The following is a 21391-nucleotide window of genomic DNA, read 5'->3' on the forward strand; positions in this document are numbered from 1 at the left end:
CCCCTCACGCGATCTCGATGTTTTCGGCGAACGCGGCGCAGCCCAGGTCCTCGATGACGTAGGCCTCGTTGACCGATTCAAAGTTCTCGATACGGTCTCGGGCAGCGTTGTCGACGACGGTCTTGCGGCGGCTTCCTTCCTGCCAGTAGTACGACAGGTTATCCAGGCGGGTCACGAACAGGCCGTTGGCCGGGAAGTGCGGTACACGCACGGCCGGCAGGTTGCCGATGCGCTTCTGGCTGGTAACGATGTCGGCCGCGAGCATCTCGGTCGGGGCATTGGCCTTGTTGATGATCGGGAAGTACTTGTCGGCGAGGATCTTGCGACCGCAGACGACCACCAGCTCGGTGTCCTCCTGGTACCAGGGCTCGATCAGCTCGTTGACCATGGCGAACACCAGGGCGTCGATGTTCTCGAAGTCCTTACCGGCGCCGATGGAGATCTTGCCGCTGCCATCAACCACCTCTTTCATCACGCGCGCGGCGTTCTCACGGCGCATTTTCTCCAGCCAGCCGATGTTCACGTCCTGCAGCAGCGGGTTGGTCGCGGGGTTGGAGGTGGCCGCGCGGCTGGTGCCGTTCCAGCCAATGCAGATGCGGTTCAGCGCCATCAGCTTGATGATCGCGTCACGAATGCGGGCCTGGAAGTCCGGGAACTTGGCCCAGGCGTCGAGCTTCTGGTACTTGAGGTGGGTGTCGTAGTTGGTCTGGGTACAGACGTAGCCGCGGTCGTCGAGGCCGGTCGGGTCGCGGGTTTCGCGGGCTTTGACGTCCGTGTCGGTGGTGCCGGCGATGTTGCCGGTCACGCCCAGGCCGATCTTTTCACCCATCTGCTCGGTGACGCCGTAGCTGTTGATCATGCCCAAGAACTGACTGGACTCCTGGATACGGGTTTCGAGTTTTTGGGCCACGGCCGGGTTGGCGGCGAATTTGGTGGTGACGTCAGGCACGCCGTGGAGCTTGGCGAGCTGGGCCAGGTATTCGTTGAAAAGCAGGCGAGTATCGTTGCGCATGGTGGTCTCCGGGGGTCCTTGATCCGTTTTCGATCAGCAGTCGGTGAGGTCGCGACCGCTGCCACCGGGAACCGATGGGCGATCCTTCTGGGTGTGGTCCTGGGTGGTACCCAGGCGGGTGACCAGGGCTTCATGGTCATTGCTGAGCTTGGCGAACTTGACTTCCAGCTCGGCGAAAGCGGCCTGGCTTTTGGTCATCGCTTCGGCTTGTTCGGCGCCGTGGGTAGCCAACTGCTCGATCAGCTCGCCCAAGGCAGCGAAGTTAGTGGCATCCCTGCCTTCCTTTTCCTTGCTCTTGCTGAGGAGGCCACCGACCTTGTCGCGCAGTGCCGCGAACATACTGGGGCCGTCCGTCACCTCCTCAAATTCGAGTTGCACCTCTTCGGCCGCGGTGAACAGGTTGTCTTTGTTCTGCTTGCGACTGGTGAGGGTGCCGTGCTGCGCGCTGAACTCCAGGGCCTGGGTACCCAGACTGGCCGGGGTATCAGTGATCGCCAGGCCAACCAGGTACGCCTTACCGGTCTTGGCGAACTTGGGATCGATCTCGACCGACGTGTAGATTTTCTGGTTCTTGGCGTTCAGCGCGAGTAACGCATCGTTGGGCTGCAACTGAGCGAACAGCGCCAGTTTGGTCTCGCCATTGATTTCGACCTCTTCCGCCTTACAGGCCAGCACATCGCCATAAGCGCCGAATTCCCCGCCCGGCCAAGCCCACTTGATGTGTTCGCAGTTGATGCGCGCACCATAGGTGTTCGGGCTGTATTGCGCGGCCATCTCCTCGATCCATGAGCGTTCAATGGTCCGGCCATCGGTGGTGCCGCCTTCTACGGCGACCCGGAACCACTTGGAGCGAAGTTTTTTTGCTGGGGTGTCGGTCTTTTCGGCCATGCCGGGAATCCTCGTTGCGGTGGCGGTGTGCCTTGCGATGAGGGCATGGTCCGCAGCGCGCCGGTTGGCAGCAATGCACTGGGGTTGTAAGCCCGGCGGTTACAGGCGATGCCAGTAGGGGTTCGCGCGCGCGATCGGCAGCATCTGCGCCATGAACGCTATCGCCCAACCAACCACCGACGCACGCCGCCAAGCCAAGTTCCTGTACTGGACCGGGTGGCGCATCACCGATATCGCCGATTTCCTCGGCGAGAAGGAGAAAACCGTCCACAGCTGGAAGGCCCGCGACGAGTGGGACCGGGCGGACAACGTCGAGCGCATCGGCGGTGCGCTGGAGGCGCGCTTGGTGCAGCTGATCCTGAAGGAGGGCAAGACCGGCGGGGACTTCAAGGAGATCGACCTGCTGCACCGGCAACTGGAGCGCCAAGCGCGGATTCAGCGGTACCAGGGCGGCGGCACCGAAACCGACCTCAACCCCAACATCGCCAAGCGCAATGAGGGGCCGAAAAAACAGGCGGTGCGCAACGAGCTGGATGAGCAGCAGATCGAGACTCTGGTCGAGGCGTTCCGCGACAGCTGCTTCGATTACCAGCTGGACTGGTACCGGGCCGGCAATCAGCGCACCCGCATGGTGCTCAAGAGCCGGCAGATCGGCGCGACGTTCTACTTTGCCCGCGAGGCCCTGATCGACGCGATCACCACCGGCCGCAACCAGATCTTCTTGTCGGCGAGCAAGGCCCAGGCGCACCAGTTCAAAACCTACATGCAGGCCTTCCTCAACGAAGTCCTGGGCGTGAAGCTGACCGGTGACCCAATCGTGCTGTGGAACAACGCCGAGCTGCACTTCCTGGGGACCAACTTCCGCACGGCGCAGGGGCGCTCCGGCAACTTCTACTTTGACGAATTTTTCTGGGTGCATGGCTTCAAGGAGATCAACAAGGTCGCCTCGGGCATGGCCCTGCACAAGAAATGGCGCAAGACCTACTTTTCCACGCCCAGCAGCATGGCGCACCCGGCGTACACCTGGTGGACGGGCGAACGCCTGAACAAGGGCAAACCGACCGCCCAGCACGTCAAGCTGGATGTGAGCCATGAGACGCTGCAGCAGGGGCGGCTGTGCGAGGACAAGATCTGGCGCCAGATCGTGACGATCCTCGACGCTGAAGCGCGGGGCTGTGACCTGTTCGACCTGGACGACCTGCGCATCGAGTACGACGCCGCGGCGTTCCAGAACCTGTTGATGTGTGAGTTCGTCGACGACGGCGCGAGCATTTTCCCATTGGCCATGCTACAGCCGTGCATGGTGGACAGCTGGACGGTGTGGGATGACTACAAGCCCTTTGCGGCCAGGCCGTTCGCCGACCGGCAGGTCTGGGTCGGGTACGACCCGGCTGAGACCACCGACAGCGCAGGCCTGGTCGTGGTGGCGCCACCGCTGGTGCCGGGCGGCAAGTTCCGCATCCTCGAACGCCACCAGTTCCGTGGGATGGACTTCAACGCCCAGGCCGAGACCATCCGCAAGGTGACCCAGCGCTACTGGGTGACCTACATCGGCATCGATACCACAGGCATGGGCGCGGCCGTGGCCCAGCTGGTGCGCCAGTTCTTCCCGGGCCTACGGACGTTCTCCTACAGCCCCGAGGTCAAGACTCGCCTGGTGATGAAGGCCGTGGACGTTATCAGCAAGGGCAGATTGGAGTTCGACGCCGGCTGGACGGACGTCGCCCAGTCGCTCATGGCTATCCGCAAGACCATCACCGCTGGCGGGCGGCAGTTCACCTACACCGCCGGCCGCAACGAGACCACCGGCCATGCCGACCTGGCGTGGGCGCTCTTTCACGCACTGCAAAACGAGCCGCTGGAGGGCCAGACCACGGCCAACACCGGCTTCATGGAGATCTACTCATGAGCAAGCCGAACAAGCGCCGCCAGCGCGGCGGCGCGCTGGAGCAGCCAGCCCGCGAGGGCGAGTTGCTGGTCAAAGGGGCCGGCGGGGAATCAATGGCGTTTACGTTCGGCGAGCCGGTTCCGGTGCTGGATGGCCGCGAAATTCTCGATTACCTGGAGTGCTGGTCCAACGGCCGGTGGTTTGAACCGCCGGTCAATCTGGACGGGCTTGCAAGATCGACAAAGGCCAGCGTGTACCTGCAGTCGGGACTGACATTCAAGCGCAACATGCTGATGCGCAGCTTTATCCCCCACCGACTGCTGAGCCGGCCGGCGTTCGAGCAGATCGTAATGGACTGGGGGTGGTGCGGGAACCTGTACCTGGAGAAACGCGACAACATGCTTGGCCAGGCCATGGGGCTGCAGCCCTGCCTGGCCAAATACATGCGCCGCGGGACCGACCTGGAGACCTACTACCAGGTGCGAGGCTGGAAGGATGAGCACGCCTTCAAGACCCGCAGCATCTGCCACCTTCGCGAGGCCGACATCAACCAGGAGATATACGGGCTGCCCGAGTGGCTGCCAGCTCTGCAGAATGCCCTGTTGAATGAGAGCGCCACCCTGTTCCGGCGCAGGTACTACCAGAACGGTAGTCACGCCGGCTTCATCCTTTACATGACCGATCCCGCCCACAGCGAGAAGTTTGTCGACGACCTGCGGGATGCCATGAAGAACAGCAAAGGACCGGGCAACTTCCGCAACTTGTTCATGTACGCGCCGAACGGAAAGAAGGACGGCATTCAGCTGCTGCCGATCAGCGAGGTGGCGGCCAAAGATGACTTCGGGGCGATCAAGAACATCAGCCGGGACGACCTGCTCGCGGCTTTGCGTATTCCGCCGCAACTGATGGGCATCGTACCCCAGAACGCGGGCGGGTTCGGGTCGATCAAGGAAGCGACGGAGATCTGGGCGATGAACGAACTTGAGCCGGTCCAGACACGTCTGGCCCAGATCAATGACTGGTTAGGTGAGGAGGTGGTGCGATTCGCACCCTTTGAGATACCGGCGCGGGGGTGAAACCCCCTGCGCAGTGAACGAGGCGACCAGCTGGTGGTGGAACACCAGCTCGACGTCGAAACACTCGAGCTAGGCGAGTGATCCAACCAAGGCCTCGCCCCTCTGCGCAGGGGACGCGAAGCCTAAGCGAAACCTACTGAAGAGACAAGGATCACGTAATGTCGCAACCAATTTTCCCTTGGATGGGCGGGAAACGTCGTATGGCCAAGCACATTCTCCCCGAACTGCCAGAGCATGAATGCTATGTAGAGCCATTCTGCGGAGGCGCTGCCATCTTCTTTATGAAAGAGCCAAGTCGGGTCGAGGTGATCAACGATTATGACGGTGAGGTGGTCAACCTCTACCGGGTGGTAGCCAACCACCTCGAGGAGCTGGTGCGTCAGTTCCGGTGGTCGCTGGTGAGCAGGAAGATGTTCGAATGGGCAAATATGCAGGCGGTGCAGACGCTGACGGACATTCAGCGCGCCGCACGCTTTTTCTATCTGCAGCAGCTGTGTTTCGGGGCCAAGCCTACGAGCCGCACGTTCGGTACCGCCACCACGACGCCGCCGAAACTCAATCTGCTGCGTATCGAAGAGAAACTTAGCGAGGCGCACCTGCGCTTGGCCAGGACGACAGTCGAACATCTGGACTGGAAGGAGTGCATCCGGCGCTACGACCGTGAGCACACCCTCTTCTACCTGGACCCACCCTACTGGGAAACCGCCGGCTATAGCCCGGGGCAGTTCCCGTTCGAGCAGTACGAAGCGATGGCCGAATTGGCCCGGACCATAAAGGGCCGCATGGTCATATCCATCAATGACCATCCACAGATCCGGGATGTGTTTGCTGATCTTCGGCTGAAGGTCGTGCCTTTCCGCCATACCGTGGGTGGCCAGGGAGGCAAAGCGGCCAACGAGCTGATCTACTTCAACTGGTAGCAAGATGCGCCAAAGAGCCGCCCGAAATGGGCGGCTTTTTTTCGGCCTGAAAAAGTCAGTCAGAGCAGAGGGTATATCGAAACCTGCTTGCTCTTGATGAGTGACGCCGATTCGCCCCCCCAAGTGGAGAACATGCGCCCATGCATGTTCCTCTCCATACACAGGTGATGACGCAACTCGAATACCTGGCGCTGCAAGGCCATGACTTGGCTATTCAGCTCCGCATTAATGGCTACCAATTTCTCCACATCTGCTTTCGCCTTAGTCACCTCGCTCCAGGCTTGCTCCGCCTCATGGGTGAGCAGTACCACCTGGTGCGCAATCATCTCTGCCATGCCGGGAGATCCGAGCTCAAACCCTTCAGTGTCAATGTCCATGGTGCTGTCCATCTGAATACTGTATGTGCATACAGTACCAGTGGGGAGCCGGCCGGGCGAGCCCAGGTGATGGTCGGTGGAGCTGAACCCGGCGCGCGCAATCGTCCCCCCGCCACGCCTGCGGGCTAAACGTGTCGGAATTTCTGCGCGCCTGCGCAAGGGCTTTACTGGCGCTATCACTGGCCGACGGGGCCGGTCAAGGGTGGGGAGTTTTCCTGCGGATCCCTGCACTGCTAGGGGGATTCGGCGGCACGACAGGACAACGATGGGCTGCCCAGCGCGGTGTTGGTGATTTTTTGTCCAAGGATAGGGGGTAGGTGCGAAAAAAGAGTAATCAAGGTAACTAGGCGGGAAGAGGCATGCTGGAGGCCGCGTATTGTCTGGGCTCAGCTGGTTACAGATACAGGTAATAGAAAGGTAATTGAAAAGGTAATTTTTCGCTAAGCGATTGTTTTTAAAGGATTTTATCTATCCAAAAAATCACTTCAATAATAGGTAACCTGATTACTCATTGGTTACTAAAAAATCACTTTTTGAAAAATCGCTGAACCCGCGTACTTCAAGGCCTACGAGGCAGAAAACGGTCAAGATTACTGATGTTACTCTTTTTTCCACACCCCCCTGTACCTTAAAAGTTCCGGTCCAGACGTGGGTGCGGGCGTACGCGTTACTTACGTCGGCCGTCAGCTACTCGGCTAGGAAGCACAAACAGGAACTGCGCCAGTGCCAGGACAAAGTCGATGGATCTGCGAGCGTCTGCTTCATCAGGCATGTCTGCTTCTTCATCGGCGTGCCGCTGGTCATTCGCATCCAGACGCACTTCGTGCGCCCAGGCCGCCATCTCAGCCGTGATCAAATTTTGCTTATGGGCTTCTAGGATTCTTTTGTTCAGGGTGCCTTCTGTCAGGCCGATTTCTTTGAGCATCGCGTCTACTGAGGACGCTGCTAACAACACGGCACCCGCTGGCGCCTGCAGGCAGTTCAACGCTTGCTGCAAGAATTGTCGTGCTCGCAACGGTACTGCTTCGTCAACGTCTTGCGATGACGGCCACATCTCAGTGATGTGGTACTCCTTGCCGGGATGAAACACTGCGGCGGTCATCACACATCCACCGCAGGTTTTGCACGTATAAAAGACCCAAACTCTCGGGTTTTTTCCATTGCTGGCTTTGGAGTCGAGACTGCTTCGACGTTGGAGATTCGGCTTTGCCACGTTGCAGTGGGGGCAGCGCTCAAGGGGTAGATGGTCGTGCTGAAGCATTTTCAAACTACCTCTTGGTACGTGCACTGGTACGTGCGTGGCAAAAAAAAAGGGCCTGCATTGCTGCAAGCCCTTGATTTATATGGTGCCGGCACCAGGAATCGAACCCGGGACCTACTGATTACAAGTCAGTTGCTCTACCATCTGAGCTATACCGGCAATGGGGCGTCATTATAACGATCGTTTGGCGCCTGTAAACCACTTCGTTGCGAATGTTCGCAAAAGACCTAAGTCACCGGCCCAAAAGGAGAATTTTCCTACCAGCCACGGTGGATCGTGGTAACGCTTGGCTCGCTTTTGCCCGGGTTGAAGAACAGCTTGTCGTTGTCGCAGCCGCGCTTGCGGCAAGGGCTTTCGGTACGCAGGGGCAGGCCGTTGTCGCCGCCCAGTTGCATGCCGGGGTGGTTCCAGCCCAGGTTGCTGTTGGCGTGGGGCGCGGTGCCGCTGGCGCAGCCGGTCAGGGCCAGGGCGAGGGTCAGCAGGGCGAGAGGTTTGGCTTGGGTCACGATGGTCAGGTCCGTTGGTCCACTGTCGGTACTGGCGCAACGCCAGAAGGTCGCGGGGCTGGCGGGCAGCGCGCGACGTCACTTTCTAATGATTGGGGGGCGGATGATACACCGTTGGGCGGGGTCAGCGGAGGGGCTTTAGCTTTTTGTTGCCTCGGGTGAACCCGCGAAAGGGCCATCAGCTGTACGAAAATTCTGAACTTGGGAGCTAATGGCTTCAGGGTTTGGTTGCTTCGGAACTATCCTACGCGCGCCGCCGAAGTATCGCTGTTGTCGGGGAAGTGGCTCACGGATACCGTTTTCGGGTCGCCCTGGCGACCGGGTGTGAGAACCCGATTTTGAACGTATCGGCTGCGTAATGGCGACCGTGCGCGGGCAGACCATGGTCTGGCCGGGCTTCCTATGTTCACTCGGTTTCTCACCTCGTGCACGGTTGCCGCCTTTGTTCCGTGAGAAAGAATGAACACGGCAACTCCTCTGAACTAGGGAGTTTGAAAATTGAAAATGATTGATACTGATTCCGGCAGCCCCAAGCCAATCACCACTGCTGGCGTGGAAACCTTCCTCGCAGCCGGCAACCCCTCCCTCAACCTGCTACGCGTAGAGCCCGGCGTCCCGGTCGATGCGGCCTATGAGCATGTTTCGATTCTGATGGGCTACATCAAGCACCTGGTACGTGAGGGGGATATGGAGGATGACCATAAATTCCTGGGGGCGGCTGATTACTTGTGCGATATGGCCAAAGCGCTGATGAACGATATCGAGATTGCCAAGAATAAATCGCATTGAAAATGTGAGATCGCCGGGGCCGCTTGGCGGCCCTTTCGCGACGCAAGGCCGCTCCCACAAATGACCCCGCAGACGCCTCTTGCGCAAACCACAAGAAATGTTTATGCACAAGTGGCATTGACAGCTTGCGCGAAAGGCATGCCGGATTGCTGCGCCGCCGGTCTTTGCGCAAACGCCTGTTTTTACTGGGCTTGACGCACAAGCAGGAATAAGCCGAGCGCTTGAAATAGCGTTGGGATCCAACAGGTAATCACAAGCTTGTTCACAGAGTTATCCACAGGTTGTGCTGCGGCTATCGGTCGCGTTCGGCAAGGATGAGCAGGTTGCGCGGGGTCAGCAGGTAGTCGCAGAACAAGCCGAGGCGCACCTCAAAGCCTTGTTCTTCGAGGAACAGGGCGCGATCGAGCACCAGCCACAACTCCAATGGCCGACGGAACAGGTTGCGCACGCGCTCCAGGTTGCGTACTTCGGCCAGGCGTTGCCAGCCGGCGGCTTCCAGAGCGGCCCAGTCCGGGTTGCCATTCAATGGCAGCTGCTTGAGTTCGGCCAAGTCGCGGCAGTACTGCTCGAAGGGCTTTTCCAGCCAGGCTACCGGCAGCGACGGTGTTGGCAGGTAGTCATCGCGCTGGCGCTGCTGGCGTTGCAGCAGGTCGAAGCCCAGGCGCCGGGCCATCGAGGTATCGCGTTGGCGTCGCACCCGGGCGCCAGCAGTAACGGTTTCGCTCAGGGGCAGGCCCAGATCGTCCAGCGACAGCTGCAGGCCGGACGCTAGCGCGGCTGTGGATAACGGCTGGTATTGCTGCACTGCAATGCGGTTGTAGCAGCAGGGGGCTACGGCCAATTGCCGGCAACCTTGCTGGCTGGCCAGCTGCATCAGGCGTACATGCAGGTCGCCACAGGCGTGCAGGGCAACCACGCTTTTGTCGCCAGCCAGGTGGCGGGCGCTGTCGCTGGCCATCACATCTTGATGTACGTGCTGTGCGGGTAAGTGATGATGGGTGCTCAGGCCCTGGCCGGCTGCGACCAGATCGGCATCGTATTCCAGGCAGGTCAGCTGCTGGCCGGGTTGCAACAGGCGGCGGCCGAGGTGGCCTTTGCCGGAGCACCAGTCCAGCCAGTGGCGGGGCTGGTCGTGGAAGGCCAGGTGGCTGGCGAAGGCTTCGATCTGCTGCCATTTGCGGCCGGGGACGGCGACGTCCAGGCGGTGGGCGGCGGGGGGCAGGTCGGTTGCCGGGAGGTGGCCGAGGGCGGCGAGCTGTTGGGCTTGTTGGGCCAGATGCGGGAACGGGGCCGGCAAGGCGTCAGCGGGGCATTCGGTTTCGGCGTCGGCCAGTGAGCAGTGGCGCAGGTGGTTGGCAAGCTCGGGGTGGGTGGTTTCCCAGTCCAGGCTTAGGGTGGTGAAGGGGCGGGGTTTCCACAGCTGCTGGTGCTCGATCAGGAACTCGTCGAGGGCCTGGAAGCGGGTGCTTAGGTGGTGGCTGTGGAGGTGGCTGGGCATGGGTAGATGTATGTTGGTTTTCAGGGCCTCTTCGCGGGCAAGCCCGCTCCCACAGGTATATCACAGCTCGAAAGGCCAGTGATTTACCTATGGGAGCGGGCTTGCCCGCGAAGCAGTCAGTGAGGTCTCAGCGACCCTGGCAGGCATCCACGCGCAACCAGCGCTCCAGCAGCTTGAAGCCTTGCACCAGCAGGAACGAGATCACCAGGTAGAACACACCCGCAGCAAAGAAGATCTCCACCGGCAGGTAAGTACGGGCAATGATGGTGCGGGCCATGCCGGTCAGTTCCAGCAGGGTCACGGTACTGGCCAGGGCGCTGGCCTTGAGCATCAGGATCACTTCGTTGCTGTACGCCGGCAGACCGATGCGCGCAGCACGCGGCAGCATGATGTAGAACAGCGCCTTGCCACGCGACATGCCCAGCGCCCGTGCCGCCTCGATCTCACCTTTGGGGATCGATTGCAGCGCGCCGCGCAGGATCTCGGCGATGTAGGCGGCGGTGTGCAGGGTCATGGTCAGCACCGTGCACCAGAACGGATCGCGCAGGTACGGCCACAGCGAGCTGGAGCGCACGGCATCGAACTGCGCCAGGCCGTAGTAGACCAGGAACAGCTGCACCAGCAGCGGCGTGCCGCGGAAGAAGAAGATGTAGCTGAACGGCACGGCGCGCACGTACCAGTGGCGCGAGGAGCGGGCGATGCCCAGCGGGATGGCCAGGATCAACCCGGCAACCACCGCAATGGCCACCAGCTCCAGGGTCAGGACCGCGCCCTCGGCCAGGCGTGGCAGCCATTTGAAGATGACTTCCCAATTCATTATTCAGCCCTCGCAAAGCCGCGAGCGGCGCGTTTTTCCATGAAGTGCATACCGATCATGGCAATGACGGTCAGGCTCAGGTAGATGCAGGCCGCGACCATGTAGAAGGTGAACGGCTCCTTGGTCACGGTCACGCCGATTTGCGCGTGGCGCATGATTTCTTCCAGGCCGATCACCGACACCAGCGCGGTGTCCTTCATCAAAATCATGAACAGGTTGCCAAGGCCCGGCAGGGCGATGCGCCACATCTGCGGCAGGATGATCCGCGACAGGATGCGGCCCTTGGACAGTCCCAGTGCCAGGCCAGCTTCACGGTGGCCCTTGGGAATCGCCAGGATGGCACCACGGAACACTTCGGTGGCGTAGGCGCCGAAGCACAGGCCCAGGGCGATCACGCCTGCGGCAAAGGCACTGAGCTCAAGGCCTGGCATGTTCAGGGCCTCGCCGAGGGCGTTCATCAACCCGACGGTGCCGAAATAAATAAGCAGAACCCACAGCAGTTCGGGCACGCCGCGAACCAGGGTCGAGTAGAAACCGCCAAGCCATTGCAACGGCTTGATCGAAGAGGTTTTGGCCAGGGCGCCGAGCAGGCCCAGCACCAGCCCCAGCAGCAAGGCGCAAAGCGCCAGTTTTACGGTCATCAGGGTGCCGGCCATCATGGCCGGACCGAATCCGTGCAGGTCGATATTCATGGGCAGGTCATATTAGGGACTGGCGCGCCACGGGGCGCGCCGGTCAGGGCGGGTCATTCGATGCTGAACGGGAAGTACTTGTCGTTGATCTTCTTGTACGTGCCGTCGGCCTTGATTTCGGCCAGGGCTTTGTTCAGGTCGTCGCGCAGCTTGGTGTCACCTTTGCGCACGGCAATGCCGATCTTGTCGCTGTCCATCACCGGCTCGCCCTTGAACTCGAAGTTCGAGCCGTCTTTGCTCTTCAGCCACTCGTACTGCACGTACTTGTCGGCCAGGATGCCGTCGATGCGACCGGACACCAGGTCCAGGTAGGCGTTTTCCTGGGTGTCGTACAGTTTGATGTCGACGCCTTTGAAGTTGTCTTCCAAGTAGGTACCGGCCAGGGTGGCGCGCTGGGTGCCGATGACCTTGCCCTTCAACGACTCTTTGTCAGTCTTGAAGTCGACGTTTTTCGGCGCAATGAACTGCAGCTTGTTGGAGTAGTACGGCTCGGTGAAGTCGACGGCCTGTTTGCGCTCGTCGGTGATCGACAGCGACGACACCAGGAAGTCGAACTTCTTGGCGTTCAGGGCCGGGATGATGCCGTCCCAGTCGGAGGTGACGACCGAGCACTCGACTTTCATCTTGGCGCACAGGGCGTCGCCGATGTCTTTGTCGAAGCCGACCACGTTACCGCTGGCGTCCTTGTTGTTGAACGGTGGGTAGGCGGCTTCGATGCCCATGCGCAGTTTTTCTGCGGCCATGGCGTTTGCCGACATCACCAGCGTGGCAGCAGCTGCCAGGAGGAACTTCTTGTAAGTGTGCATGTATTGCTCCGTTAGCGGTGGCTGGACATGAATTGCTTGCAACGCGCCGAGGTCGGGTTTTCGAAGACCTGTTGCGGCGATCCCTGCTCTTCTACCAGGCCCTGGTGCAGGAAGACGACTTCACTGGACACATGGCGGGCAAAGCTCATCTCGTGCGTTACCAGCAGCATGGTACGGCCTTCTTCGGCCAGTGCGCGGATAACGTTAAGCACTTCCTGGACCATTTCCGGATCGAGTGCCGAGGTTGGCTCGTCGAACAGGATGACCTTGGGCTTCATGGCCAGGGTACGGGCAATGGCGGCGCGCTGTTGCTGGCCACCGGAAAGCTGGGCGGGGTAGCTGTGGCGTTTGTCGTAGATGCCAACCTTGTTCAGCAGCGCTTCGGCGGCTTCGATGGCCTCGGCCTTGCTTTGGCCGAGCACGCGGCGTGGCGCCTCGATGATGTTGTCGAGGATCGACATGTGCGGCCACAGGTTGAAGTTCTGGAAGACAAAGCCGATTTCGCTGCGCAGGCGGTTGATCTGGCGGTTGTCGGCTGCGATCAGGTCGCCGTTCTTGGCGGCCTTGAGCTTGAGGGCTTCGCCGGCCACCAGTATTTCGCCCTGGTGCGGGTTCTCGAGCAGGTTGATGCAGCGCAGCAGGGTGGACTTGCCGGAGCCGGACGACCCCAGGATGGAGATCACGTCACCGTCGCGAGCGGTCAGCGAAATACCCTTGAGAATTTCCTGCTCGCCGTAGCGTTTGTGCAGATTGCGGATTTCCAGCGCGGGCGTGGCCTGAGCCATGTGCGGTCCTCATGTGTTCGGGTGCGTTCCCAGCTGTTGGCGGCCTTCCTGGCGTGCGCCAAGCTAGCATAGCGGCATTATGACGGCCAACAGGGTCGCCGGGGACTGTGGGCACTGGTGGGGCAGTTTGTCGCATCGCTACAGCGTAACGTCGCGCAGATGTCCGCGAAGGTGTCGCCCAGCACCAGAGCCTTGATGAAAAAAGGCGCGATGGTGCCAGCTTTGGCCCGCTCATGGAAGCGGTTTTGGCCCATTGAAGGGGTAAACCCGACCTTTAGGTCAAACGTTTGCAGTGGGTGCAGGTTTACCCGCGAATGCGTCAGGCGCTTTTGAGGTTGTACCCATAGGTTGCACTTTTTCGCATTGCAGTGGTGCACAGGTGTTACCGTGGAGCACCTTTGGTGCGTTTGTAAGTGGGTATTTCAGTAATCCGATGATTTGGCGCCCTTTCGGTCAAGGTGTGGCTGAAAGCCCTCCAAACCTTGTCCTAAAAGGCCTGCAGAAGTTTCTGGCGAATGCATTCAGCACATGGCCTGCTTATTGCCAGTAGGAAACCGCCGATTGCAGCGACGCCTAGGTCAACCCTTGGCGCGCTCCGTACCCGCAGTCGGAGTGGTCCACTCCTTACAAAGGTAGTTTCAATGAGCGGTAACAATTCCAATGACCTCGCTCAGGGGCTCAAACAACGGCATGTCACCATGCTGTCCATCGCTGGCGTCATCGGTGCCGGCCTGTTCGTAGGCTCTGGCCACGCCATCGCAGCGGCCGGCCCGGCCGTGCTGCTGGCTTACGCTGCTGCCGGTACGCTGGTCGTGCTGGTGATGCGCATGCTGGGTGAAATGGCGGTCGCTTCGCCAGACACCGGTTCGTTCTCTACATACGCCGACCGCGCCATCGGGCGTTGGGCCGGTTTCACCATTGGCTGGCTGTACTGGTGGTTCTGGGTGCTGGTGATTCCGCTGGAGGCCAACGCTGCCGCCGCCATCCTGCACGCCTGGTTCCCTGCGGTCGACCTGTGGGCGTTCTCCCTCATCATTACCCTGGCGCTGACCCTGACCAACCTGTGCAGCGTGAAGAACTACGGCGAGTTCGAGTTCTGGTTCGCCCTGCTCAAGGTGTTGGCGATCATCGGCTTCATCGCCGTGGGTTGCGCTGCCATGTTCGGCTTCGTGCCAAGCAGCCAAGTGAGCGGTGCCAGCCACCTGTTCGATACCCAAGGCTTCATGCCCAACGGCCTGGGCGCAGTGCTGGCAGCCATGCTGACCACCATGTTCTCGTTCATGGGTACTGAAATCGTCACCATCGCTGCTGCCGAGTCGAAGGACCCGGGCAAGCAGATCAGCCGCGCCACCAACTCGGTGATCTGGCGTATCTGCCTGTTCTACCTGGTGTCGATCTTCCTGGTGGTGGCCCTGGTGCCATGGAACGACCCGGCCCTGGCCGAGACCGGTTCCTACCAGACCGTGCTGAGCCGCATCGGCGTGCCGAATGCCAAGCTGATCGTCGACATCGTCGTGCTGATTGCCGTGACCAGCTGCCTGAACTCGGCGCTGTACACCTCTTCGCGCATGCTGTTCTCGCTGAGCAAGCGTGGCGATGCCCCGGCCATTGCCCAGCGCACCACCAAGTCGGCGACCCCGCATGTGGCGGTATTGCTGTCCACTGCAGCGGCGTTCCTCTGTGTGTTCGCCAACTTCGTGGCACCGGCTCAGGTGTTCGAGTTCCTGCTGGCCAGCTCCGGCGCCATTGCGCTGCTGGTGTACCTGGTGATTGCCGTGTCGCAACTGCGCATGCGTGCCCAGCGTGAAGCCCGCGGCGAGAAGATTACCTTCAAGATGTGGCTGTTCCCGGGCCTGACCTGGGCGACCATTGCCTTCATCATTGCCATTCTGGTGGTGATGGCGCTGCGTGAGGATCACCGTGCTGAGATCATTGCGACTGCGCTGCTGAGCATTGGCGTGGTGGCGGCTGGCTTGCTGGTGCACCGCAAGCGTGAAGCTGCCGGGCGGGTAGCGCTGGACAACTGATCCGCGCTGGCTGTAACGAAAAGGCCGCGCCCTGTGAAGGGCGCGGCCTTTTTTGTTGCCTGTGCCGGCCCTTTCGCGGGCAGGTTACATGGTTCTGTCAGCCAAACTGCTTCTGCTGTTGCTGCTGCTTGGCCACCAGCTCGGAAGCGGCGATATAAGCCTCCTGGAACTCATCGCTCTCCAGCCAGGCCATGGTGGCCTCTTCATCAGCGCCGTCCAGCCATTTGCGATAGGCGTTGAACACCAGCACGATGTAGTCGGTGGCGTGTTCTTCCTTGTGCCCCTTCAGCACCAGGGCCAGCAGCGGGTCTACCAGGAACACCGAAATCATCGGTACCAGGCCGCCGCTCTCCTGGGCTTCCTTCATCTTGTTGAACATCGCGTCGTAGCTGCCCGACTCCATGGCCTTGTTGTACACCTGCTCGACGCTGGCGCTGTCACCGGCACTGGCCTTGACCGCCTGGCCGCTGCGTACCATGCGGTTCTGCTTGGCCTTGCTGGCGGCGCGCTTGGCGCGTTTCTGTTGCTTGGTAGGGGTGGCCATGGGGCAATCCTTGGGGGGGCTGAAAAGTGCGTATTGAAGCGCAATTGCCCGAGAAACCCAAGCCGTGTGCTGGCGCAGTGCAGGCTGGTGCCAGTTGATGAGGAGGCGTATCCAGATTATGCCCACAGCTTGCCCTGCGTAACCTCTCTCTCGCTGCCACCCATTTTTTGGGGGGCTCACTACGCCAAATCGGCGTTTTCAGAATGAGCACAGTTGCGCTTAAGGAGAGAACCATGAAGCATTTCTATCTTGTGACCCTGTATGGCTACGACGAAGAGGGTGACCTTTTCTATGCTACTGGCTTCGCCAAGTGCAAGCTGCAGTTGATTACAAAGGCCGACATTCTCGCAATTATGGAAAAAGCCAAAAACGACAGTGAGTTTTCGCTGAACCTGCACAGTGTTTCCTATCTGGGCCACATGACAGAGGACGCTTTCGAGCACCTTCGTTCCATGGAGGATGAATAAGGTTTGCCCGCAGCCCGTCTTCGGGCTGCGGGGTTTTTCGAGGGCAGGTTAAGTCTTCAGGCTGCCGGCTGGGTGGCTTCGTCTTCTTCAAAACCGCGCGAAGCCCGCCCGACCAGCAGTTCATCCGGTGCATGCGCCACGCTGAGGTCCTTGCCTGGATAATCCAGCGAGTGCAGAAAATGCCGGATGCAGTTGATCCGCGCACGCTTCTTGTCATCGGACTTGATCACCGTCCATGGCGCATCGGCGGTGTCGGTATGGAAGAACATCGCTTCCTTGGCGCTGGTGTAATCGTCCCACTTGTCCAGCGACTTGATGTCGATGGGCGAAAGTTTCCAGTGCTTGAGCGGGTCGTCGCGGCGAGAGATGAAGCGGCGCAGCTGCTCTTCGCGGTTTACAGAGAACCAGTACTTGAACAACAGGATGCCACTGTTGCACAGCATGCGCTCAAGGTCCGGCGCCTGGCGCATGAACTCCAGGTACTGCAGCGGTGTACAGAAATCCATCACCTTCTCGACCCCGGCGCGGTTGTACCAGGAACGGTCGAAGAACACCATTTCCCCCGCTGTGGGCAGGTGCTGGATATAGCGCTGGAAATACCACTGGCCCTGTTCCTGCTCGGAAGGCTTCTCCAGGGCAACGATGCGCGCACCGCGAGGGTTGAGGTGCTCCATGAAGCGCTTGATGGTGCCGCCCTTGCCTGCAGCATCGCGCCCTTCGAACAGGACCACGACGCGCTGGCCGGTTTCCTTCACCCAGCTCTGCACCTTCAACAACTCGATCTGCAGTTCATGCTTGGCTTTCTCGTATTCCTGGCGGCGCAAGCGGGTGCGGTATGGGTAGCTGGCCGGCAGTCGCGCACTTGTGCTGTCTTCGTTGCTGCCCCTGGGGGCAGTGGCCACTTCCAGTGCAGCAGGCTGCTGGCTGATGCTGGTAATCGTCGGCTCCGGCTTGCGCTGGCGTGGGCGGCGCGTGCGGGCCGGGGTAATAGCGGGTTCACTTGGGGCAGGGAGCAGGAGGGGGGATTCTTCGCTCATGGAGGTCCTTGTAAGTCGAGTCGGATGTCCATCCTCGATTTTGAAGGTGAGCGGATAATGGCTATTTGATGTTGGTCAATAAGAAAACTGTAGACAACAAAAAACCCGCACTGGGCGGGTTTCTTGTGTCGCTTCGGGTAACTTTGCAACCACCAGAAGCTTGAAGGTGGTGCCCAGAGACGGAGTCGAACCGCCGACACGAGGATTTTCAATCCTCTGCTCTACCGACTGAGCTATCTGGGCGACGAGGTGAATTAAATAGATTTCCGGACCGCTCGTCAACGACTTTTTGAAAAAATTTTAAATTAATTCCGTCGCTTACGATTTTTGGGGTCATTCGGCCGGTGGAACGTAGCCTTCCGCCTGCGCGTATTCTTCGCCGGCGAAAAACTTGTCCATCTCGGTCTGGAGGAATTTGCGGTCTTCGGCGTTCATCATGTTCAGGCGCTTTTCGTTGATCAGCATGGTCTGGTGCTTCTGCCAGTCGGCCCAGGCCTTCTGCGAGATGTGTTCGAAGATGTCCTGGCCCTTGGCGCCTGGGTAGGGCGGGCGTTCCAGGCCTGGCAGTTCTTCTTGGTACTTGCGGCACATCACGGTGCGGGTCATCGGGTGTCTCCTGCAATCAGTTCGTCGGCCGCGCGTTTAAGCAGCTTTTTCACCGGGGCGGCAAGGCCCAGGCGCGGCGGGGTGGCGAGGTTATACCAGAGCCAGTCGGCCTCGGCCATGTGCTGACCGACCGGGTCGACGCGCACCAGCCAAGGCTCGATGGCCAGCTGAAAGTGGCTGAAGGTGTGGGTCAGGCTGTCCATGGCGCGGCTGTCAGCCAGGCGCAGGCCATGCTGGTAGGCCAGGTCATCGAGTTGGGCGATGTCGTCCAGTTCCGGCAGGCTCCACAACCCTCCCCACAGCCCGCTGGAGGGGCGGCGGTAAAGCAGGATGGCGCCTTCGTGGTTGGCCAGCAGTGGCATTAGCGTACGCCGCTGCGGCAGTGCCTTGCGCGGCTTGGGCTCGGGGTAGCGGGTTTCTTCACCGTGCAGGTGCGCTTCGCAGCCGCGCTGCAGCGGGCAGATCAGGCAGCTGGGCTTGCTGCGCGTGCACAGCGTGGCGCCCATGTCCATCATCGCTTGGGTGTAGTGGTTGGCGCGCTGCTGCGGGGTAAAGCGCTCGGCCGTGGCCCACAGCTGGTTGGCCACCTTAGGTTCGCCGGGGTAGCCCGCCTGGGCGGTGTAGCGGGCCAGTACGCGCTTGACGTTGCCATCCAGAATCGGCGCACGAATGCCCATGCTGATGCTGGCGATGGCGCCTGCGGTGGAGCGGCCGATGCCGGGCAGCTCGGTGAGCTGCTCGACACTGCGTGGGAATTCGCCGCCATGTTGCTCGACGACGATCCTGGCGGCCTTTTGCAGGTTGCGTGCACGGGTGTAATAGCCCAGCCCCGTCCACAGGTGCAGCACTTCGTCCTCCGGCGCTTCGGCCAGGGCCTGCACGGTCGGCAGCGCCTGCATGAAGCGGTCGAAGTAGTTGAGCACGGTGCTGACCTGGGTCTGCTGCAACATGATTTCCGACACCCACACTCGGTACGGGGTGATGCCCTGTTGCCAGGGCAGGTCGTGCCGGCCGTGCTCGTCATACCAATCCAGCACAGCGCTGGAGAACTGCTCGGGGCTCATCGCTTGAACAGCCCCTTGAGCGCGTCTTTCACTTCCGGGCTCACTTTGTCTCCAAGTTTTTCATCGAGCTTTTCGTCAATCTTGTCTTTCAGGCGGTTGCCGGCCAGCTTGGCAGCGACCTTGCCCAGGCCGTTCTGGTCCAGACGGCAGGCCTTGGCACCAAGCTCCAGCGGACCACGGCAGCGCAGCGGCACTTCAACGCCAACGTAGCGTTCGTTGACCTGGCAGGCTGGGTCCGGCATGGCGCGTTGGTCGCCTTCGACGATCACGCCCACGTTGTAATCCATGCCCAGCACACGCAGGTCGAGGTCGCCGTTACCGTTCACGGTCAGGCCCGGGATGCGTGCCTTGAGGTCCGGGTTGCTGGCAACGCCATTGCGCACCACCAGGCTGCCACGCAGTTCCTGGAACGGGGTGTCCTTGCCGCGTGGCTCGCCGCTCAGGGTCTTGCGGTTGAGCGTGGCGATGGCCTGGCACAGCTGCTGTTCCAGGTTGGCGTTGACCAGCACGCCATCATTGATGGTGAAGTTGGCGCTGCCGTTGAGGGTGTCGACCAGGGCTTTCTGGCTGTTGCCGCTGGCGGTCAGGTCGCTGGTCAGGGTCAGCAGGCCTTTGACCGGTGGTGCCTGGTCCTTGCCTTCGGTCTTGATGAAGTGCTCTACCGGCACCCGCTGGATATTGGTGTTCACACCCAGTTGCGGTACGGCAGGGCGCACGTCGACCGTGCCCTTGGCTTCGAAGGTGCCGTTGTACAGCTCGCCGCGCAGGGTTTGCAGGGTCAGCAGGCCGCCTTGGCCGATGGCCTTGAGCTGGGCGTCTTCGATCGGCAGCTTGTCCACGGTCAGCGAGCCAAAGGCCAGGTCGGCTTGCAGGTCGAGGGCGCGCAGGCGGTCGACCGGCAGCAGCTTTTCGTCGCTCCAGGCCACTTGGGTCGGGGCGTTGGGCAATGGTGTGGTGCCGGCACCGGCCACGGCGCTGGCCTCTTGCTGCTTGACCTCGGCTTGGCGCGCGGCAGTGGCGCCCTTGGCCTCTTCGCTCTTGGCGGGCAGGTAGCGGTCAGCGTCGAAGGTATCGCCCTTCAGTTGCAGGCGCAGGGCCTGCTTGGCGAAGTCTTCCACGGCCACACGGCCACTGAAGGTACTGTCGTCCAGTTTCACGGCCAGGTCTTCCAGGGCCAAACTGTTTGCTGTGCCCTGCAATCGGGTCACCAGCTCCAGCTTGGCGAAGGCTGCCGGGTCGTTGGTGGCCGGCAGCGGGCGGCCAATGCTGTCGAGGAAGGTGCGCAGGTTGAACTGGGCGATGGACAGGCCGCCGCTCAGCTGTGGCACCTTGTCCAGGTCACGCAGGTTCAGCTCGCCCAGGGCTCGCAGCTGGTTGGCCGAGACTTTCAGGCCGTTCCAGGAGGCGACATTGGCAGCCAGGTCGGCCAGCAGCTGGCCTTGGGCGGCGAATGTCACGGTCTTGCCGCCGGTGGGTTCACCCGAGGTTTCGCCCGACAGGCGCATGTCTTCGAAGTTGTAGCGCTTGAGCTTGCGGTCGAAGCGCAGCTCGCCGGCCAGTTCGGTGCGGGCTTTGATGTTCGGCTCGCTGGCGCTGATGAAGGCGCTGGCCTTGAGCGGAATGTTGGCGCCTTCGTGGACCGGGCCCGTGCTTAGCTGGATGCTTTCGGCGCTATAGCTTTGGCCGGTCTTGGCATCGGTGTACTGCACGCGGGCGTTGTTGACGGTCAGGCTGTCGATGTCCAGCTTGACGGCGCGCTCGTTGCCTTCGGCAGGTGCCGGCTTCTGTTCAGCGGGTGCCTGAACGGAGGCATTGGCCTGCGCATCGGCAGGGGTGGCGTTTTGCGCGGGCAGCGGTTTGCCGATGTCTTCCCAGTTGCCGTGGCCGTGTTCGTCACGGGTCAGGGTCAGGTTCAGGCCCTCGACGCGTACGTCGCTCATCTGCACTTCGCGGCGCAGCAGCGGCAGCACACGCACGGACAGGCCGAGCATTTGCAGGTCGGCGAACGGTTCCTTGGGTTTGGCCAGGGTGGCAATGCTGGCCTCATGCAGCTCCAGGCCTAGCCACGGGAACAGGCTCCAGCCGATATCCCCGTCGAGTGTCAGTTCGACGTTAGCCTTGTCGCGCGCCAGCTGCCGAATCTCGTCTTTGTAGTCGTTGGGATCAAAGAGGTGGGTCAGGGCGAAGCCCAGCGCCACGATGATCAGCAGCAACCCGAGAAGCCCCAGTCCCAGGATTTTGCCGAACGCTTTCATGGGCGAGTCCTTGTAGTCCGTTAGTGAAATTCAGGCGGCAGAGTATAACGCCGCAGTGGATGTCCCTGCGTATTCG

At 60.9% G+C, this 21391-nt stretch carries 21 protein-coding genes and 2 tRNA genes; 6 read left to right on the forward strand and 17 right to left on the reverse strand.

Features of this window, described 5'->3' with window-relative positions:
• Positions 1 to 4: 4 nt before the first annotated feature.
• Both ACF8MI_RS05515 and ACF8MI_RS05520 read right to left on the reverse strand, forming a co-directional pair.
• Positions 5 to 1012, reverse strand: coding sequence for a phage major capsid protein, P2 family (locus ACF8MI_RS05515; protein ID WP_392517427.1), 1008 nt, complete (start codon positions 1010 to 1012; stop codon positions 5 to 7).
• Between the two features lie 33 nt (positions 1013 to 1045).
• Positions 1046 to 1900: a GPO family capsid scaffolding protein gene (locus tag ACF8MI_RS05520; RefSeq protein WP_161751502.1), complete on the reverse strand. Its 855-nt coding sequence runs from the start codon at positions 1898 to 1900 to the stop codon at positions 1046 to 1048.
• Between the two features lie 151 nt (positions 1901 to 2051).
• Between ACF8MI_RS05520 and ACF8MI_RS05525 the strand changes: the two genes are divergently transcribed.
• The 3 genes from ACF8MI_RS05525 (at position 2052) to ACF8MI_RS05535 (ending at position 5784) form a co-directional block, all read left to right on the forward strand.
• Positions 2052 to 3809 (forward strand): terminase ATPase subunit family protein, encoded by a 1758-nt coding sequence (locus ACF8MI_RS05525; protein WP_392517428.1) that lies wholly within the window; start codon positions 2052 to 2054, stop codon positions 3807 to 3809.
• The gene (locus ACF8MI_RS05530) at positions 3806 to 4864 is read left to right on the forward strand and encodes a phage portal protein (RefSeq protein ID WP_392517429.1); all 1059 of its coding nucleotides are present in this window, start codon (positions 3806 to 3808) and stop codon (positions 4862 to 4864) included. Before ACF8MI_RS05525 ends, ACF8MI_RS05530 begins: the two co-directional genes overlap by 4 nt.
• A 158-nt stretch (positions 4865 to 5022) precedes the next feature.
• On the forward strand, positions 5023 to 5784 hold the full coding sequence (locus ACF8MI_RS05535) for a DNA adenine methylase (RefSeq protein ID WP_161751500.1): 762 nt from the start codon (positions 5023 to 5025) through the stop codon (positions 5782 to 5784).
• 59 nt (positions 5785 to 5843) lie between these two features.
• On the opposite strand, the gene ACF8MI_RS05540 is transcribed toward ACF8MI_RS05535, so the two are convergent.
• The 4 genes from ACF8MI_RS05540 to ACF8MI_RS05555 form a co-directional block, all read right to left on the reverse strand.
• On the reverse strand, positions 5844 to 6161 hold the full coding sequence (locus ACF8MI_RS05540; protein WP_392517430.1) for a hypothetical protein: 318 nt from the start codon (positions 6159 to 6161) through the stop codon (positions 5844 to 5846).
• 667 nt (positions 6162 to 6828) lie between these two features.
• Entirely contained in the window at positions 6829 to 7263 is a 435-nt protein-coding gene (locus ACF8MI_RS05545) for a DUF4145 domain-containing protein (protein ID WP_392517431.1), read from the reverse strand.
• A 242-nt stretch (positions 7264 to 7505) separates the two neighbouring features.
• Positions 7506 to 7581: transfer RNA gene (locus ACF8MI_RS05550), tRNA-Thr, on the reverse strand.
• Positions 7582 to 7679: 98 nt separating this feature from the next.
• Positions 7680 to 7928: a hypothetical protein gene (locus ACF8MI_RS05555; RefSeq protein ID WP_016714488.1), complete on the reverse strand. Its 249-nt coding sequence runs from the start codon at positions 7926 to 7928 to the stop codon at positions 7680 to 7682.
• Positions 7929 to 8426: 498 nt separating this feature from the next.
• Between ACF8MI_RS05555 and ACF8MI_RS05560 the strand changes: the two genes are divergently transcribed.
• Positions 8427 to 8717: a DUF3077 domain-containing protein gene (locus ACF8MI_RS05560; protein WP_060499164.1), complete on the forward strand. Its 291-nt coding sequence runs from the start codon at positions 8427 to 8429 to the stop codon at positions 8715 to 8717.
• A 292-nt stretch (positions 8718 to 9009) separates the two neighbouring features.
• Here ACF8MI_RS05560 and ACF8MI_RS05565 read toward each other — a convergent pair whose 3' ends face one another.
• From ACF8MI_RS05565 to ACF8MI_RS05585, 5 genes are all read right to left on the reverse strand, one after another.
• Positions 9010 to 10215, reverse strand: coding sequence for a methyltransferase (locus ACF8MI_RS05565; RefSeq protein ID WP_060499163.1), 1206 nt, complete (start codon positions 10213 to 10215; stop codon positions 9010 to 9012).
• A gap of 127 nt (positions 10216 to 10342) precedes the next feature.
• Positions 10343 to 11032 (reverse strand): ABC transporter permease, encoded by a 690-nt coding sequence (locus ACF8MI_RS05570; protein WP_016497592.1) that lies wholly within the window; start codon positions 11030 to 11032, stop codon positions 10343 to 10345.
• Positions 11032 to 11724 (reverse strand): ABC transporter permease, encoded by a 693-nt coding sequence (locus ACF8MI_RS05575; RefSeq protein ID WP_060499162.1) that lies wholly within the window; start codon positions 11722 to 11724, stop codon positions 11032 to 11034. The genes ACF8MI_RS05570 and ACF8MI_RS05575 overlap by 1 nt, the downstream gene beginning before the upstream one ends.
• 53 nt (positions 11725 to 11777) lie before the next feature.
• Positions 11778 to 12530, reverse strand: coding sequence for an ABC transporter substrate-binding protein (locus ACF8MI_RS05580; protein ID WP_011953233.1), 753 nt, complete (start codon positions 12528 to 12530; stop codon positions 11778 to 11780).
• An 11-nt stretch (positions 12531 to 12541) separates the two neighbouring features.
• Entirely contained in the window at positions 12542 to 13315 is a 774-nt protein-coding gene (locus ACF8MI_RS05585) for an ABC transporter ATP-binding protein (RefSeq protein ID WP_003255746.1), read from the reverse strand.
• 641 nt (positions 13316 to 13956) lie between these two features.
• Between ACF8MI_RS05585 and gabP the strand changes: the two genes are divergently transcribed.
• Positions 13957 to 15342, forward strand: coding sequence for a GABA permease (gene gabP / locus ACF8MI_RS05590; protein ID WP_060499161.1), 1386 nt, complete (start codon positions 13957 to 13959; stop codon positions 15340 to 15342).
• A 97-nt stretch (positions 15343 to 15439) separates the two neighbouring features.
• Here the strand turns inward: gabP and ACF8MI_RS05595 are convergent, their stop codons facing one another.
• On the reverse strand, positions 15440 to 15886 hold the full coding sequence (locus ACF8MI_RS05595; protein ID WP_060499160.1) for a hypothetical protein: 447 nt from the start codon (positions 15884 to 15886) through the stop codon (positions 15440 to 15442).
• A 233-nt stretch (positions 15887 to 16119) separates the two neighbouring features.
• Between ACF8MI_RS05595 and ACF8MI_RS05600 the strand changes: the two genes are divergently transcribed.
• A complete protein-coding gene (locus ACF8MI_RS05600) occupies positions 16120 to 16353 on the forward strand; it encodes a hypothetical protein (protein ID WP_060499159.1) in 234 nt (77 codons plus the stop codon).
• A 56-nt stretch (positions 16354 to 16409) separates the two neighbouring features.
• Here the strand turns inward: ACF8MI_RS05600 and ppk2 are convergent, their stop codons facing one another.
• From ppk2 to ACF8MI_RS05625, 5 genes are all read right to left on the reverse strand, one after another.
• Positions 16410 to 17390, reverse strand: coding sequence for a polyphosphate kinase 2 (gene ppk2 / locus ACF8MI_RS05605; RefSeq protein WP_060499158.1), 981 nt, complete (start codon positions 17388 to 17390; stop codon positions 16410 to 16412).
• A 167-nt stretch (positions 17391 to 17557) separates the two neighbouring features.
• Positions 17558 to 17633, reverse strand: a tRNA-Phe gene (locus tag ACF8MI_RS05610).
• Between the two features lie 90 nt (positions 17634 to 17723).
• Complete coding sequence (locus tag ACF8MI_RS05615) at positions 17724 to 17996, reverse strand: oxidative damage protection protein (protein ID WP_060499157.1); 273 nt, start codon at positions 17994 to 17996, stop codon at positions 17724 to 17726.
• Positions 17993 to 19060 (reverse strand): A/G-specific adenine glycosylase, encoded by a 1068-nt coding sequence (mutY, locus tag ACF8MI_RS05620; RefSeq protein WP_060499156.1) that lies wholly within the window; start codon positions 19058 to 19060, stop codon positions 17993 to 17995. Before mutY ends, ACF8MI_RS05615 begins: the two co-directional genes overlap by 4 nt.
• On the reverse strand, positions 19057 to 21315 hold the full coding sequence (locus tag ACF8MI_RS05625) for an AsmA family protein (protein ID WP_060499155.1): 2259 nt from the start codon (positions 21313 to 21315) through the stop codon (positions 19057 to 19059). The genes mutY and ACF8MI_RS05625 overlap by 4 nt, the downstream gene beginning before the upstream one ends.
• Positions 21316 to 21391 lie beyond the last annotated feature (76 nt).

The sequence above is a fragment of the Pseudomonas sp. yb_9 genome (assembly GCF_043103635.1).
Classification (GTDB): domain Bacteria; phylum Pseudomonadota; class Gammaproteobacteria; order Pseudomonadales; family Pseudomonadaceae; genus Aquipseudomonas; species Aquipseudomonas monteilii.